Raw genomic sequence first — 14,791 nt, forward strand, 5'->3', positions numbered from 1 at the left:
CCCGCAGGCGCGCTCCCCCGCACCGATGCAGTACGTTCACACCATGCCCCAGCCCGCCAGGTCCCCCCGTGTGTCCGCCGCGCCCGACGCCCCGGAAAGTGCCGCGGGCACGCGTGCCGCCGCCCAACGGCTCAAAATGCGCCGTGAACTGGCCGCCGCGGCGATGGAGCTCTTCGCCACGAAGGGGTACGAGGCGACGACGGTCGACGAGATCGCGGGCGCCGCGGGCGTCGCCAGGCGCACCTTCTTCCGGCACTTCCGCTCCAAGGAAGAGGCCATCTTCCCGGACCACGACGACACTCTCGTACGCGCGGAGGCGGTCCTCAACGCCGCTCCCGCGCACGAGCACCCGCTCGACACGGTCTGCCGGGGCATCAAGGAAGTCATGAGGATGTACGCGGCGAAGCCCGCGGTCTCGGTGGCCCGCTACAAGCTGACCCGTGAGGTGCCCACCCTGCGGGAGGCCGAGATCGCCTCGGTGGCCCGCTACGAGCGGCTGTTCACGCGTTATCTGCTGGGCCACTTCGACGAGCGCGACCACCATGTCGGCAACGACGACCCGCTGCTGGCGGAGGTCGCGGCGTCCGCCGTGGTCACCGCGCACAACCACGTGCTGCGCCGGTGGCTGCGGGTGGACGGCCAGGGCGATGTGGAGGCGCAGCTGGACCACGCGTTCGCCATCGTCCGCGACACCTTCGGCACCGGGATCGGCGCGGGCCGCACGGCGGGCACCGAGCCGGCGAAGCCGCCCGCCGCCTCGGTGAGCGCCGAGGGAGAGGTGCTGGTCGCGGTGGCGCGCACGGACGCGCCGCTGGACGAAGTGATGCGCACGATCCAGCAGGCGCTGAAGGAGCGCTGAGCGGGGCGCACGGCTCCCGGCGGCCCTCAGATCCACGGCGGCGGTGCGGTTCCGTCGTTCCAGGCCATGAGCGCCTCGCCGTCCACACAGAGGATCGCGCACTGCTCCGCGTACTCCAGGGCCGGAGTGGTGTAGGCGCTGGTGGTGACGCAGACGGCGATCTCGGCCTCGTGGACGGCGTAGCAGGTTCCGCCGAATCGCTGGAGGTCCTGCGAGCCGACCTTGTTGTCCGGCCCGTAGTACTTGCACTGGACGACGAGTCGCCGTCCGTCGGGGGCGGTCGCGATCACATCGGCCCCCAGGTCGCCCGCTCCGCCGACGACCTGCACGTCGGAGCAGCCGTCCCGCTCGCAGAGCGCGGCGATCGCGTCCTCGAACCCGTCGGCGTCCAGAGCCTCGTGGCCCTGCGCCTCCTCCTCGGGCCGGGTCGGCTCCCACTCCTGTTCCACCAGCACCGGTTCCGGGAGTGGTTCCGGTTCTGGTCCGGGCAGGACGGCCGTGCGCCCCATCCCGTCGTCGTCATGCAGAGGCCGGAATTCCGGGCTCGGGGAGCTCCAGGGCTCCAGGGGCGGCTCGAAGAGCTCCTGTACGGCCTCGGAGAGCGGGCCGGGGCCGCCGCGCGGGCGGCGACGCGTCCGGCGGAGGTACAGGAGCAGTACGCCCGCCGAGGCGAGCGCGGCGGCCGGCACGACGGCGGCCGGATGCCTGAGCATCCCCTCCCAGGCGATGCGCACCGCCAGTCCTCCACCGCAGATCAGCAGGGCCACGGCCCCGAATCCGCCGGCGGTCGTGCGCAAGTTGAAAGCCTTCCGGGGGCCGCCGGAGTCCCGCACCCGCACCGGTACCGTCATGCGCGCCGCTCCGATATGCATCTTCCAAGATCATTCATGTCTGCCGTCTGCCCCGCCCGGCCCGATCCAACGGCCGCAAATCCGGTTGCCGGTGAACCGGCCCGGTGCTGTGGTGTGCGGATGAGCGATCAGACAACCGCACACCGTGAAGAACTGCTGGCCGTCTTCGACCGGGAGATGCGCGAGCTCGCCCGCCCCGACGGCCCCGGCGTCCGCGTCGAGCGCACCGGTGACGTCGTACGCCAGACCGGCGCGCCCCACGACTGGAACGCGGTCGTGTGGTCGTCCCCGGACCTGGACGCCGCGCGGGCCGACGCGGCGATCGCCTCCCAGGTGACCCACTGCGTGGAGCGCGGGTACGAGGAGTTCGAGTGGAAGCTGTACGGCCACGACCGCCCGGCCGATCTGGGGGACCGGCTGCTGGCGGCCGGTTTCGAGGCGGAGGAGCCGGAGACGCTGCTGGTCGTGCCGGTCGCGGACCTGCCCACGGAGGTCGTACTCCCCGACGGCGTCCGGCTGCGCACCGTACGTGACGAGGCCGATGTCGAGCTGATGGCCCGCGCCCACGAGCAGGCGTTCGGCACGGACTGGGCCCGGCTGCGGCAGCAGGTGCTGGCCCGGCTGAAGGAGGACCCGGACCACTTCGTCGGAGTGCTGGCCATGGCGGGCGAGGAGCCGGTCAGCTCGGCCCGGATGGAGCTGTACCCCGGCACCGGCTTCGCGGGGCTGTGGGGCGGCGGCACGGTGGAGGCGTGGCGCGGCCGGGGCGTCTACCGGGCGCTGATCGCCTTCCGGGCCCGGATCGCAGCCGAGCGGGGCTTCCGGTACCTCCAGGTCGACGCGACCGAGGACAGCCGCCCGATCCTCCAGCGCCTCGGGTTCACGGCCCTGACCACGACGACCCCGTACATCTACCGCCCCGCCTCCTGACCTCCCACGACGGGGCACAACGCACCAAAACGCCCCTCGTGTTGCTCATGCGTGGCACCCGGACGACAATTGAGGGAAATTGCTGGCACCCAGTGCCTTGTCAGCTGTCACGGAGTGCCATACGTTGAAGTCGTCCGGGCGGCCGGCGTGCTGAGACCTCACGTACGCCGGCTGTCCCCGCAAGCCAGGTGCCTGCGTGCCCGGACGCCTGCGTCACAGGCGAACCCTTCTGCTCCACAGAGCAAACAGCCGAAGCACCACCAGCCGAACCGACGGCACACCTCCACGCAGTACCGCTCCCCCTGCTTCGCAGGACCCTCAAGCGTTCCCTCAAACGCAGCACCATCGGAGGCACACCGTGAAGGAAATCCTGGACGCGATCCAATCGCAGACCGACTCGAAGAGCGGCTCCGCCGCGGTCACCGCCGCGGACTTCGCGGCGCTGACCGTCCCCGAGTCGTACCGCGCGGTGACCGTGCACAAGGACGAGGCCGAGATGTTCGCCGGCGTCGACAGCCGCGACAAGGACCCCCGCAAGTCCCTCCACATCGAGGACGTGCCGGTGCCCGAGCTGGGTCCGGGCGAGGCGCTGGTGGCGGTCATGGCCAGCTCGGTCAACTACAACTCCGTGTGGACGTCGATCTTCGAGCCCGTCTCGACCTTCGGCTTCCTGGAGCGGTACGGAAAGCTCAGCGACCTCAGCAAGCGCCACGACCTGCCGTACCACGTCATCGGCTCGGACCTGGCGGGTGTCGTCCTGCGCACCGGCCCCGGCGTCAACGCCTGGAAGCCCGGTGACGAGGTCGTCGCGCACTGCCTCTCGGTGGAGCTGGAGTCCTCCGACGGCCACAACGACACGATGCTCGACCCCGAGCAGCGCATCTGGGGCTTCGAGACCAACTTCGGCGGGCTGGCCGAGGTCGCCCTGGTGAAGTCGAACCAGCTGATGCCGAAGCCGGACCACCTCAGCTGGGAGGAGGCCGCGTCTCCCGGACTGGTCAACTCCACCGCGTACCGCCAGCTCGTCTCGCGCAACGGCGCGGGCATGAAGCAGGGCGACAACGTGCTGATCTGGGGCGCGAGCGGCGGACTCGGCTCGTACGCCACGCAGTTCGCACTGGCCGGCGGCGCCAACCCGATCTGCGTCGTCTCCAGCGACCAGAAGGCCGAGATCTGCCGGAAGATGGGCGCAGAGGCGATCATCGACCGCAACGCCGAGGGCTACAAGTTCTGGAAGGACGAGCACAACCAGGACCCGCGCGAGTGGAAGCGGTTCGGCAAGCGCATCCGCGAACTGACCGGCGGCGAGGACGTCGACATCGTCTTCGAGCACCCGGGCCGCGAGACCTTCGGCGCGAGCGTGTACGTGACCCGCAAGGGCGGCACGATCGTCACCTGCGCCTCGACCTCCGGCTACACCCACGAGTACGACAACCGCTACCTGTGGATGTCGCTCAAGCGCATCATCGGCTCCCACTTCGCCAACTACCGCGAGGCGTGGGAGGCCAACCGGCTGATCGCCAAGGGGAAGATCCACCCGACGCTTTCCAAGGTCTACTCCCTGGAGGAGACCGGCCAGGCCGCCCACGATGTGCACCGCAACGCCCACCAGGGCAAGGTCGGCGTCCTGGCGCTGGCGCCGCGCGAGGGACTGGGCGTGCGCGACCACGAGATGCGCGAGAAGCACCTCGACGCCATCAACCGCTTCCGGAACGTCTGAGGTCCGGCCATGACCGAACGTCAGAAGGACCGCCCCTGGCTCATGCGGACGTACGCCGGTCATTCGACCGCCGAGGCGTCCAACGAGCTCTACCGGCGCAACCTCGCCAAGGGCCAGACGGGTCTGTCGGTCGCCTTCGACCTGCCGACCCAGACGGGGTACGACCCCGACCACATCCTGGCCCGCGGCGAGGTCGGCAGGGTCGGTGTGCCCGTGTCGCACCTCGGTGACATGCGCCGGCTGTTCCAGGACATCCCGCTGGAGCAGATGAACACCTCCATGACGATCAACGCCACCGCGATGTGGCTGCTGGCGCTCTACCAGGTGGTCGCGGAGGAGCAGGGCGCCGACGCGGACAAGCTCCAGGGCACCACGCAGAACGACATCGTCAAGGAGTACCTCTCGCGCGGGACGCACGTCTTCCCGCCGGGCCCCTCCCTGCGGCTGACCACCGACATGATCACGTACACGGTCAGCCGCATCCCCAAGTGGAACCCGATCAACATCTGCAGCTACCACCTCCAGGAGGCCGGGGCCACCCCGGTCCAGGAGATCGCGTACGCCATGTCGACGGCCATCGCGGTCCTCGACGCCGTGCGCGACTCCGGGCAGGTACCGCAGGAGAAGTTCGGCGCCGTCGTCGCCCGGATCTCCTTCTTCGTGAACGCGGGCGTCCGGTTCATCGAGGAGATGTGCAAGATGCGCGCCTTCGGCCGCATCTGGGACCGGATCACCCAGGAGCGCTACGGCATCACCGATGCCAAGCAGCGCCGCTTCCGCTACGGCGTCCAGGTCAACTCGCTGGGCCTGACCGAGGCCCAGCCGGAGAACAACGTCCAGCGCATCGTGCTGGAGATGCTGGCCGTCACCCTCTCCAAGGACGCCCGCGCCCGCGCGGTGCAGCTGCCCGCCTGGAACGAGGCGTTGGGGCTGCCGCGCCCCTGGGACCAGCAGTGGTCGCTCCGCATCCAGCAGGTACTCGCCCACGAGAGCGATCTGCTGGAGTACGAGGACATCTTCGCCGGGTCCCACGTCATCGAGGCCAAGGTGGACGAGCTGGTCACCGAATCCCTCGCGGAGATCGACCGCATCCAGGCGATGGGCGGCGCCATGGCGGCCGTCGAGTCGGGCTACCTCAAGTCCGAGCTGGTCTCCTCGCACGCCGCCCGGCGGGCCCGGATCGAGGGCGGCGACGAGAAGATCGTCGGCGTCAACATCCACCAGGGCACCGAGCCCAATCCGCTCACCGCCGACCTCGACGCCGCGATCATGACGGTCGACCCGGCCAACGAGGCCAAGGTCGTCGCCGCGCTCCACGAGTGGCGCGACAACCGCGACGAGGCCCGCGCCACCGAGGCGCTGGCCGCTCTGAAGAAGGCCGCCGCGGGCACCGAGAACATGATGGAGGCCACCGTCGAGTGCGCCCGCGCGGGCGTCACCACGGGCGAGTGGTCCTGGGCGCTGCGCGATGTCTTCGGTGAGTTCCGCGCCCCGACCGGAGTGTCGTCCGCCCCGGTCGCGGTGACCGCGGAGGAGGGCACCCCGCTGGCCCTGGTACGCGAGAAGGTCGCCAGGACCGCCACGGAGCTCGGCGTGGGCCGGCTGCGGCTGCTGGTCGGCAAGCCCGGCCTGGACGGGCACTCCAACGGCGCCGAGCAGATCGCGGTACGCGCCCGGGACGCCGGATTCGAGGTCGTCTACCAGGGCATCCGCCTGACGCCCGAACAGATCGTCTCGGCCGCCGTCGCCGAGGACGTGCACTGCGTCGGCCTGTCGATCCTGTCCGGCTCGCACGCCGAGCTGGTGCCCGACGTACTGACCCGGCTCCGCCGCACCGGCGCCGGCGACATCCCGGTCATCGCGGGCGGGATCATCCCGCCCGCCGACGCCGCGGCCCTGATCAAGGCCGGTGTGGCCGCCGTATTCACCCCGAAGGACTTCGGCATCACGGAGATCATCGGCCGTATCGTCGACGAGATCCGGAAAGCGAACAAGCTCGACCCTCTGGAGGTCCTCGCATGACCACGCCCGTGAACCGACTGCGTCCGCGCCGCTCGTGTCTGGCTGTGCCCGGCTCGAACCCGCGGTTCCTGGAGAAGGCCCAGGGCCTCCCCGCCGACCAGGTCTTCCTGGACCTGGAGGACGCCTGCGCACCGCTCGCCAAGGAGGGCGCCCGGCACCACATCGTCGACGCGCTCAACAACGGCGACTGGACGGGCAAGACCCGGGTCGTCCGGGTCAACGACTGGACGACGCACTGGACGTACCGCGACGTCATCACCGTCGTCGAGGGCGCGGGCCCCAACCTCGACTGCATCATGCTGCCGAAGGTGCAGGACGCCCAGCAGGTCGTCGCCCTGGACCTGCTGCTCACCCAGATCGAGAAGACGATGGGCTTCGAGGTCGGGAGGATCGGCATCGAGGCGCAGATCGAGAACGCCAAGGGCCTGGTGAACATCGACGACATCGCCGCCGCCTCGCCCCGACTGGAGACCCTGATCTTCGGCCCGGCCGACTTCATGGCGTCGATCAACATGAAGACCCTGGTCGTCGGCCAGCAGCCGCCCGGGTACGGCGCGGACGCGTACCACTACATCCTGATGCGCATTCTGATGGCGGCCCGCACGCACGATCTCCAGGCGATCGACGGCCCGTTCCTCCAGATCCGGGACGTGGACGCGTACCGCGAGGTCGCGGGCCGTGCGGCGGCGCTCGGCTTCGACGGCAAGTGGGTGCTGCACCCCGGTCAGGTCGACGCGGCGAACGAGGTGTTCTCGCCCTCGCAGGAGGACTACGACCACGCCGAGCTGATCCTGGACGCCTACGACTGGTGCACCTCGGAAGAGGGCGGCAAGAAGGGTTCGGCGATGCTCGGCGACGAGATGATCGACGAGGCCAGCCGCAAGATGGCCCTGGTCATCGCCGGCAAGGGCCGCGCGGCCGGCATGGAGCGCACCTCCAAGTTCGAAGCTCCGGAGGCCTGATATGCAGTTCGGGCGCACATATGAGGAATTCGAGATCGGTGCGGTCTACAAGCACTGGCCCGGAAAGACCGTCACCGAATACGACGACCACCTCTTCTGCCTGCTGACCATGAATCACCACCCGCTGCACATGGACAGCAACTACGCGGAGAGCACCACCGATTTCGGTAAGAACGTTGTCGTCGGCAACTACATCTACTCGTTGCTGCTCGGCATGTCGGTGCCGGACGTCTCCGGAAAGGCGATCGCCAACCTGGAGGTCGAATCGCTGAAGCATGTCGCGCCGACCTTCCACGGCGACACGGTCTACGGCGAGACGACGGTTCTCGACAAGACTCCGTCGAAGTCCAAGACCGACCGCGGAATCGTTTACGTGGAGACCAGGGGCTACAAGCAGGACGGGACGCTTATCTGTGTGTTCCGCCGCAAGGTGATGGTCCCCACGGAGACGTACATCAAGGAGCGGGGCGGGGAACAGCCCGGCCGCCCGGAGCCGAAGCAGCCTTCGCAGAAGAACGTGGAGAAGTAGCCATGGCCCGACTCGCCCAGACCGCCGGCCTCACCGATGTGCAGCGGGAGATCCTTTCCACGGTCCGTGATTTCGTCGACAAAGAGATCATTCCCGTCGCCACCCAGCTGGAGCACCGCGACGAGTACCCGGCCGAAATCGTCGAGGGCCTCAAGGAACTCGGGCTCTTCGGACTGATGATCCCCGAGGAGTACGGCGGGCTGGGTGAGTCCCTCCTCACGTACGCGCTGTGCGTGGAGGAGATCGCCCGCGGCTGGATGAGTGTGTCCGGGATCATCAACACGCACTTCATCGTGGCGTACATGCTCAAGCAGCACGGCACCCAGGAGCAGAAGGACACCTTCCTGCCCCGGATGGCACTGGGCGAGGTGCGCGGCGCGTTCTCGATGTCCGAGCCGGCCCTGGGCTCCGATGTCGCGGCGATCACATCGAAGGGCGTCAGGGACGGCGACGGGTACGTACTCAACGGCCAGAAGATGTGGCTGACGAACGGCGGCACGTCCACGCTCGTCGCCGTGCTGTGCCGGAGTGACGAAGGCCACCCCGAGGGCACCCCGCCGCACAAGTCGATGACCACGTTCCTGGTGGAGAAGGAGCCCGGATTCGGCGAGGTCCGGCCCGGCCTCACCATCCCCGGGAAGATCGACAAGATGGGTTACAAGGGCGTCGACACGACCGAACTCATCATGGACGGGCTACACATTCCAGCCAATCGTGTACTCGGCGGCACCACCGGCCGAGGGTTTTACCAAATGATGGACGGAGTGGAGGTGGGCCGGGTAAATGTCGCCGCACGTGGCTGTGGCGTCGCACAGCGTGCATTCGAGCTGGGCGTTTCCTACGCACAGCAGCGCCACACCTTCGGAAAACCGATCGCCCAGCACCAGGCGATCCAGTTCAAGCTGGCCGAAATGGCCACCAAGGTCGAGGCCGCGCATGCGATGATGGTAAATGCAGCGCGCAAAAAGGACTCCGGGGAACGAAACGACCTGGAGGCAGGGATGGCGAAGTACCTCGCCTCCGAGTACTGCAAGGAAGTCGTCGAGGACGCCTTCCGGATCCATGGCGGTTACGGCTTCTCCAAGGAGTACGAGATCGAGCGCCTCTACCGAGAGGCCCCGATGCTGCTGATCGGTGAAGGTACCGCCGAGATCCAGAAAATGATCATCGGGCGCCGACTCCTTGAGGAGTACCGGTTCCAGGGTTGATTGCCCCATTCGCGGCGATTTAGCCGCGAAGAAGATCACACCCTGTCATCCTCATGCGGTGCCTTCCAGACGTCCGACTCGGCTGCTGGCTTGCCCAGTTGCGGTCCGCAACCGATAACATCGCCGGAAAAGCCGCCGTCCCCCGTTGCCAGCGCGGCATCATCCGCTACGAAGGTCATCCATGCCCGACAGCCATACCTCCGCACCACGCGGCGGGGTCCGCCTTGCACGCGGAGCTTCGCCGTGGCTCCTCCCGACCGTCGCCACCGCCGCACTCAGCCTGTCCCGGGCCCGCAGGTCCGGGCGCTGGGCGGCCGTGGCCGTGCCCACCACCGCGCTCGCGGCGGGCATGCTGTGGTTCTTCCGCGACCCCGAGCGCGAGATCACCCAGGGCCGCGTCATCTCACCGGCCGACGGCGTGGTGCAGAGCATCATGCCGTGGAAGGACGGACGCACCCGCGTCGCGATCTTCATGAGCCCGCTCAACGTCCACGTCAACCGCGCGCCACTGGCCGGCACGGTGACCTCGGTCGAGCACATCCCCGGCGGCTTCATTCCGGCGTTCAACAAGGAGAGCGAGAACAACGAGCGGGTAGTCTGGCACTTCGACACCGAGCTCGGCGACATCGAGATGGTGCAGATCGCGGGTGCCGTCGCCCGCCGCATCGTCCCGTACGTCCCGCAGGGTACGAAGGTGGATCAGGGCGAGCGGATTGGCCTGATCCGGTTCGGCTCCCGGGTCGACATCTACCTTCCGGAAGGTATCGATGTCGCGGTCGAGGTCGGCCAGGCCACCACCGCGGGGGTGACTCGAATTGACCGTGATTGATCCTGAGACACAGGCCGGCTGGGTACCCGAGGCGGAAGCCGAGGACGACACCGAGGACATGCCGCTCTCAATGCGGCTGTCGATAGCGGACACCCTCACTCTCGGTAACGCCACGTGCGGTTTCATGGCGGTGTACTTCACCACCACGGGCATCCTCATCCCGCACCTCACCGGCAGCGACGAGAGCGGCATGGCGCGGCACTCCGCGGCCACCGCCGTGATCCTGATGCTCATGGCCGCGATCTTCGACCTGTTCGACGGACTCGTGGCCCGCAAGCTGCGCTCCTCGCCGATGGGTGCCGAGCTGGACAACCTCTCGGACCTCGTCAGCTTCGGGCTCGCCCCGGCGTACTTCGTCCTCGTGTACGGCATGGTCGCGGACGACGCACACCAGCGGGTCTCGGCACTGGCGGCGATCGTCGTGCTGCTGGCGGTGGTGCTCAGGCTTGCCAGATTCTCCTGCGTGACCTTGAAGGACGGCATGTTCCAGGGCATGCCGAGCCCCTTCGGAGCGCTCACGGTCATCTCGATCGTGCTCCTGGAGCTGCCCTTCGTGCCGACGCTGCTCGCGATCGTCGGAGTGGCGTGGCTGATGGTCAGCCGGGTCGAGTACCCCAAGCCGCGAGGTGTCCTCGCGGTGGCGATGCTCGGCTGGATCGTGGCCGCGATGGGCCTGCTGGCCGCTTGGGCGTTCGACGCCCCCGGTGGTCAGCTGCTGCTCCAGACCGGCTGTGCGCTCCAGGTGGTCCTGGGTGCGGTCATCCCGCTCTTCGCGACCGCCCGCCGGGTGAACACGTTCCGCGACAACCGGCGCGAGGCACGGGCGGCGCAGCTGCCGTAACGGCTCACGCACGTCACGCACGAGGGCCCGGATGCTCCCCAGCATCCGGGCCCTCGTGCGTGCCCGGGGCTATCCCCCGATGACCGAGTGGATCCAGTCGAGCTGCCGGGAGATCTCCCCCGCCCCCGCCGTCCGCTCCCGGTCGGAGCCGTCGAAGACGCCGAGGAGGGTCTCGGTGCCGCGCGGGCCGATGCTCATCACCGGGCCGCCGGAGTCGCCGCCCGCGGGGATCCCGGACACCCTCGCCATGCAGAAGTCCGACCCGCCCGGCGCGGTGTAGCCCTCGCATCGCGGGTCGGCCGGGCGCAGGACCCGCAGCACCGACTGCTTGAGCACCGGGGACTGGCAGCTGTTCTCGTCCCCGGTGCAGGTGGCGCCCCAGCCGTACTGGCGCACGAGCCGGCCGGGGTGCACACCGGCCGTGGCGAGCCGAGCGGTGCGGATCTTCATCGGCGGGACCTGGACGAGCATCATGTCGGCCCGCGCGCTTCCCACCCGGCCGCGCGGCACCGGACGCAGCGTGGTGCCCTTGCGCACGTCGAGGCTGCCGACCCGGAACGAGATCCGCTTGTCCGCGACGGGCTGCCCCTGCTCGAAGAAGCAGTGCGAGGCAGTGATGATCCACCGGCGGGCGATCGCCGTACCGGTGCATGCCGGGGCGCCGTCGACGAACATGCGCACCGCCCACGGACCGTAAGCGCTCTTCGATCCGCCGATCACGGCGGAGGCGGAGGGTGACGACATCACCGAAGCCGTCACCGCCAGCAAGGCGGTCACCAGCAATACACGTACACGACGAACCATTCGGAACAGCTCCTCTGATCGGGGCACGGGCCGTACTGCTGGTCAGATACCCGGCCGGGACGAAAGGTTCCGATTGGAACGAATGAAGCGAATAAAGCGAATGGACCGAAAGAACTTTCACATTCAATCTCCGATGCGAAACCCCTGATTCCGATTGCGAACGCGTGGCCGAATATCACCCCGCATTGCGGCCGTCCCCCATACGGAAACTCCACCGATTTCCCGCCGCGCCGAGCGGTACGGTGCCAGCGCGGAAGCACCGTCGTGACCCGGCGGGACGGGAAAGAGGGGGAGTTCAGCGGATGTCGGACTGGCCACTGGCGATCGGTGTACTCGCCACGTTGACGATGCTGTTCTTCTGCTGTGCCGGTGACCGGCTCATCGGCAGAGCGGGCGGCCGCACCCCCTGGGGCATCCTCGGTTTCGTCGTCTCGCAGCTGGTGGAGAAAGGGATCTGGCTCTTCCCCGGCTCCACTCCCGCCTGGTACGGGCCGTCGACCTACGTCTCCGCGATGGTGGCCGGTTTCGCGGGCCTCGCACGCCACCAGCTGACCAGCGCGGAGCAGCGTGCCAACCCGGACAACAACCCGTTGGCGGCGAACGAGCACGCGGCCGCCGGCGAGGACCAGCTGCGGAGCTACGCCGTATCCGACGATCTGGCGGTCCTGGACTCGGCCGTGGACGACTTCCGCACCGCCGCCCGGCAGAGCGTGGGACACGCCAACCACCTCGTCCACGTCACCGGCCTCATCCGGGCGGCCCGGATGCGGTACGAGCGGCTCGGACGGCTCCAGGACCTCGACGAGGCCATCGAAGCCGGTGAACGGGCGAGCCGGGCCAGAGGCGCCGGCCAGGCCAGGGGCCGGCTGCTCTGCCAGCTCAGCACCGCGTTACGGCTGCGCTACGACCACCTCGGCGCGGCGGACGATCTGGCGCGGGCCGTGACCACCGGGCGCGAGGCCGTACGGCTCGTCCCGTCCCGCAGTCCGCACTTCCCCGGTACGTGCGGCCAGTTCGGCGCCGCCCTGCACAGCGAGTTCCTGCGCACCGACGACATGGACGTCCTGGAACAGGCCGTCGCCCAGGTGTCGGCCGCGGTGGACTGGTCCGACGGACGCGGCTACCGGCGCGCGGCGGACCGGGCCACCCTCTGCTACCTGCTGGTGCAGCGCGGGAAGCGCACCGGGAGCCTCGTGGACATCGACCGGGCCGTGCGGACGGGGCGGGAGGCGCTGGAGACGATCGCGCCGGGCGAGGCGCTGTACGGAACATGCCTGAGCAACCTCGGCCTGGCGCTGCGCACCCGGCACGGAGTGCGGGCGGGCGCGGAGCGGGAGCCGGCCACCGACGATCTGGACGAGGCGGTCAGCCTGAGCGAGCGCGCTCTGAGCACGGCGCCGACGGATGCCCCGGAAAGAGCGGTCTACCAGGTCGTCGCGGCGCTGGCCCTCCGCGACCGAGGCCAGTACGAGACGGCCCGCGCACCGGGCGGGGCAGCCGGCAGGACGGGTCCAACGGCCAGTGGCGGCACGGGTTCCACGACCGGTGACGACCGCACCGGAAGGCTGGAGCTCGCCCTCGACGCGGCACGGGCCGCGGCGACCCACCCGAGGGCCGACGTTCCGACACGGATGCGGGCCGGACTGCTCTGGAGCGATATCGCGGCCTCCGGAGCCCGCTACCGGGACGCGGTGACGGCGTTCGAGACCGTCATCGATCTGCTCCCCCGGCTGGCCGGCCGCGAGCTGCGCAGGGCGGACCAGGAGGACCGGCTCGGCCGGTACAGCGGAATCGCGGCGGACGCCGCCGCGTGTGCCCTCTTCGAGGGTGCGCCCGAGCGGGCGGTGGCGATGCTGGAGCTGGGGCGCGGGGTGCTGCTGTCGCGGGAGCTGGATCTGCGCTCCGACATCGGTGAGCTGCGGGCCCGGGAGCCCTCGCTGGCCCGGGAGTTCGAGGAGCTGCGGGCGTCGCTCATGGAAGGGCGCGCCGGGCGGCCCTCCGGCGATGCGGCGGACTCGCGGTCCCGGCGGCGTGCGGAGGGCGAGCGCTGGGATGAGCTGCTGGGCGAGATCCGTGCGCTCGACGGGCTCGCGGACTTCGCGGGGCCGCCCTCCCCGCAGCGCCTGCTCGCCGGTGCGGCCGAGGGCGCCGTCGTGTATCTCAACGTGAGCCGGTTCCGCTCCGACGCGGTCATCATCGCCCCCGACGGGATCCGCTCCGTTCCGCTGCGGGTCACCCCGGACGAGGCCGAGCACCGGCAGCGCGCGCTGGACACCGCCCTGGCCGCCGGGGACGGTGGCGAGGCGGAACGGGCGGCGGCGGTGTACGAGGTGCTCGGCTGGCTGTGGGACGCCCTGGCCGAGCCGGTGCTGAACGCCCTGAAGGATCTGCACGCGGCACATCGCGGTCCGGGGCTGCCGCGTGTGTGGTGGGTGCCCACCGGCTCGCTCGCGCTGCTGCCCGTCCACGCGGCGGGGCACCGCGGCGGTACCCGCTCACTGCTCGACCGGGTGATCTCGTCCTACACACCCACGATGCGTTCCCTGGCCACCGCCCGGACCGCCCCGACCGCCGGGGCCGTTCCGGGCCGACGGCCGGTGCCCCTCGCGGTCACCATGTCCAGCACTCCCGGAGCGGGGCCGCTCACCGGGGCCGAGGCGGAGGCGCGGATGGTGCGGGGGCTGTTCCCGGGGACCGTCCGCCTCACCGACGCGGACGCGACCCGGGAGCGGGTCCTGAGCGCCCTCCCGCACCACCCCTGGGCGCACTTCGCCTGCCACACGGCAACCGATCCCGACGTCCCCTCACGCAGCGGACTGCTCCTGCACGATCACCAGCGGCGGCTGCTGAGCGTCGAGGACGTGTCACGGCTGGAGCTGGGCAGCCCGGAGCTCGCCTATCTGTCCTCGTGCGACACCGCCCGCACCGCGCCCCGCCATGCCGATGAGGCCATCCACCTCGCCTCGGCCTTCCAACTGGCGGGCTATCGGCAGGTCATCGCGACTCTGTGGCGGGTGGAGGACGAGGTCAGCTCGGTGTTCGCCGAGAACGTCTACGCGGAGCTGGCGCAGGCGGTACGGAGCGGCGCGCCGGTCGACGCCGCGGCCGCGGTGCGGCGCGCCACCCTGGCGGTCCGTGAGCTGTGCCCCAACCTGCCTCAGTTCTGGGCGAGTTATCTGCACGTCGGCTGCTGAAGGGCACCGGCCGGCGGCTCAGGAACCGGCCGGCGGCGCACC

Annotated in this window: 12 protein-coding genes; 10 read left to right on the forward strand and 2 right to left on the reverse strand. The window is 69.7% G+C overall.

The genetic code is table 11. The features are described from left to right. The first annotated feature begins 43 nt into the window (after positions 1–43). Complete coding sequence (locus ACZ601_RS04275; protein ID WP_469532724.1) at positions 44–859, forward strand: TetR family transcriptional regulator; 816 nt, start codon at positions 44–46, stop codon at positions 857–859. Between the two features lie 26 nt (positions 860–885). On the opposite strand, the gene ACZ601_RS04280 is transcribed toward ACZ601_RS04275, so the two are convergent. Next, positions 886–1,656: a restriction endonuclease gene (locus ACZ601_RS04280; protein ID WP_469532727.1), complete on the reverse strand. Its 771-nt coding sequence runs from the start codon at positions 1,654–1,656 to the stop codon at positions 886–888. Between the two features lie 174 nt (positions 1,657–1,830). On the opposite strand from ACZ601_RS04280, the gene ACZ601_RS04285 reads away from it, so the two are divergent. The 8 genes from ACZ601_RS04285 (at position 1,831) to pssA (ending at position 10,751) form a co-directional block, all read left to right on the forward strand. Further along, a complete protein-coding gene (locus tag ACZ601_RS04285) occupies positions 1,831–2,640 on the forward strand; it encodes a GNAT family N-acetyltransferase (RefSeq protein WP_469532728.1) in 810 nt (269 codons plus the stop codon). Between the two features lie 358 nt (positions 2,641–2,998). After that, positions 2,999–4,360, forward strand: coding sequence for a crotonyl-CoA carboxylase/reductase (gene ccrA / locus ACZ601_RS04290; protein WP_440576203.1), 1,362 nt, complete (start codon positions 2,999–3,001; stop codon positions 4,358–4,360). A gap of 9 nt (positions 4,361–4,369) precedes the next feature. Then, on the forward strand, positions 4,370–6,382 hold the full coding sequence (locus ACZ601_RS04295) for a protein meaA (protein ID WP_469532732.1): 2,013 nt from the start codon (positions 4,370–4,372) through the stop codon (positions 6,380–6,382). Beyond that, positions 6,379–7,344, forward strand: coding sequence for an HpcH/HpaI aldolase/citrate lyase family protein (locus ACZ601_RS04300; protein WP_469532735.1), 966 nt, complete (start codon positions 6,379–6,381; stop codon positions 7,342–7,344). Before ACZ601_RS04295 ends, ACZ601_RS04300 begins: the two co-directional genes overlap by 4 nt. 1 nt (position 7,345) lies before the next feature. Continuing rightward, positions 7,346–7,873, forward strand: coding sequence for a MaoC family dehydratase (locus ACZ601_RS04305; protein WP_469532738.1), 528 nt, complete (start codon positions 7,346–7,348; stop codon positions 7,871–7,873). A 2-nt stretch (positions 7,874–7,875) separates the two neighbouring features. Beyond that, positions 7,876–9,081, forward strand: a complete 1,206-nt coding sequence (locus ACZ601_RS04310; protein ID WP_393608050.1) for an acyl-CoA dehydrogenase family protein — start codon at positions 7,876–7,878, stop codon at positions 9,079–9,081. A 181-nt stretch (positions 9,082–9,262) separates the two neighbouring features. Continuing rightward, the gene (locus tag ACZ601_RS04315) at positions 9,263–9,910 is read left to right on the forward strand and encodes a phosphatidylserine decarboxylase (RefSeq protein ID WP_440576199.1); all 648 of its coding nucleotides are present in this window, start codon (positions 9,263–9,265) and stop codon (positions 9,908–9,910) included. Further along, on the forward strand, positions 9,897–10,751 hold the full coding sequence (gene pssA, locus ACZ601_RS04320; protein WP_199884337.1) for a CDP-diacylglycerol--serine O-phosphatidyltransferase: 855 nt from the start codon (positions 9,897–9,899) through the stop codon (positions 10,749–10,751). Before ACZ601_RS04315 ends, pssA begins: the two co-directional genes overlap by 14 nt. A gap of 69 nt (positions 10,752–10,820) precedes the next feature. On the opposite strand, the gene ACZ601_RS04325 is transcribed toward pssA, so the two are convergent. Beyond that, positions 10,821–11,555, reverse strand: coding sequence for a S1 family peptidase (locus ACZ601_RS04325; protein WP_440576198.1), 735 nt, complete (start codon positions 11,553–11,555; stop codon positions 10,821–10,823). Between the two features lie 302 nt (positions 11,556–11,857). Here ACZ601_RS04325 and ACZ601_RS04330 point away from each other — a divergent pair, with 302 nt between their 5' ends. Then, positions 11,858–14,749 carry a CHAT domain-containing protein gene (locus tag ACZ601_RS04330; protein WP_469532745.1) on the forward strand — a complete coding sequence of 964 codons (2,892 nt, stop codon included), beginning with the start codon at positions 11,858–11,860 and terminating at the stop codon, positions 14,747–14,749. Positions 14,750–14,791: the final 42 nt, after the last annotated feature.

The sequence above is a fragment of the Streptomyces sp. NPDC104307 genome, from assembly GCF_055584045.1.

Bases quoted from the DNA above. Each gene is read 5' to 3' on its own strand.
- ACZ601_RS04310 (WP_393608050.1), top strand. From the start codon at position 7,876: ATGGCCCGACTCGCCCAGACCGCCGGCCTCACCGATGTGCAGCGGGAG.
- ACZ601_RS04275 (WP_469532724.1), top strand. From the start codon at position 44: ATGCCCCAGCCCGCCAGGTCCCCCCGTGTGTCCGCCGCGCCCGACGCC.
- ACZ601_RS04305 (WP_469532738.1), top strand. From the start codon at position 7,346: ATGCAGTTCGGGCGCACATATGAGGAATTCGAGATCGGTGCGGTCTAC.
- ACZ601_RS04315 (WP_440576199.1), top strand. From the start codon at position 9,263: ATGCCCGACAGCCATACCTCCGCACCACGCGGCGGGGTCCGCCTTGCA.
- ACZ601_RS04325 (WP_440576198.1), bottom strand. From the start codon at position 11,555: ATGGTTCGTCGTGTACGTGTATTGCTGGTGACCGCCTTGCTGGCGGTG.
- ACZ601_RS04330 (WP_469532745.1), top strand. From the start codon at position 11,858: ATGTCGGACTGGCCACTGGCGATCGGTGTACTCGCCACGTTGACGATG.
- ACZ601_RS04295 (WP_469532732.1), top strand. From the start codon at position 4,370: ATGACCGAACGTCAGAAGGACCGCCCCTGGCTCATGCGGACGTACGCC.
- ACZ601_RS04300 (WP_469532735.1), top strand. From the start codon at position 6,379: ATGACCACGCCCGTGAACCGACTGCGTCCGCGCCGCTCGTGTCTGGCT.
- ACZ601_RS04285 (WP_469532728.1), top strand. From the start codon at position 1,831: ATGAGCGATCAGACAACCGCACACCGTGAAGAACTGCTGGCCGTCTTC.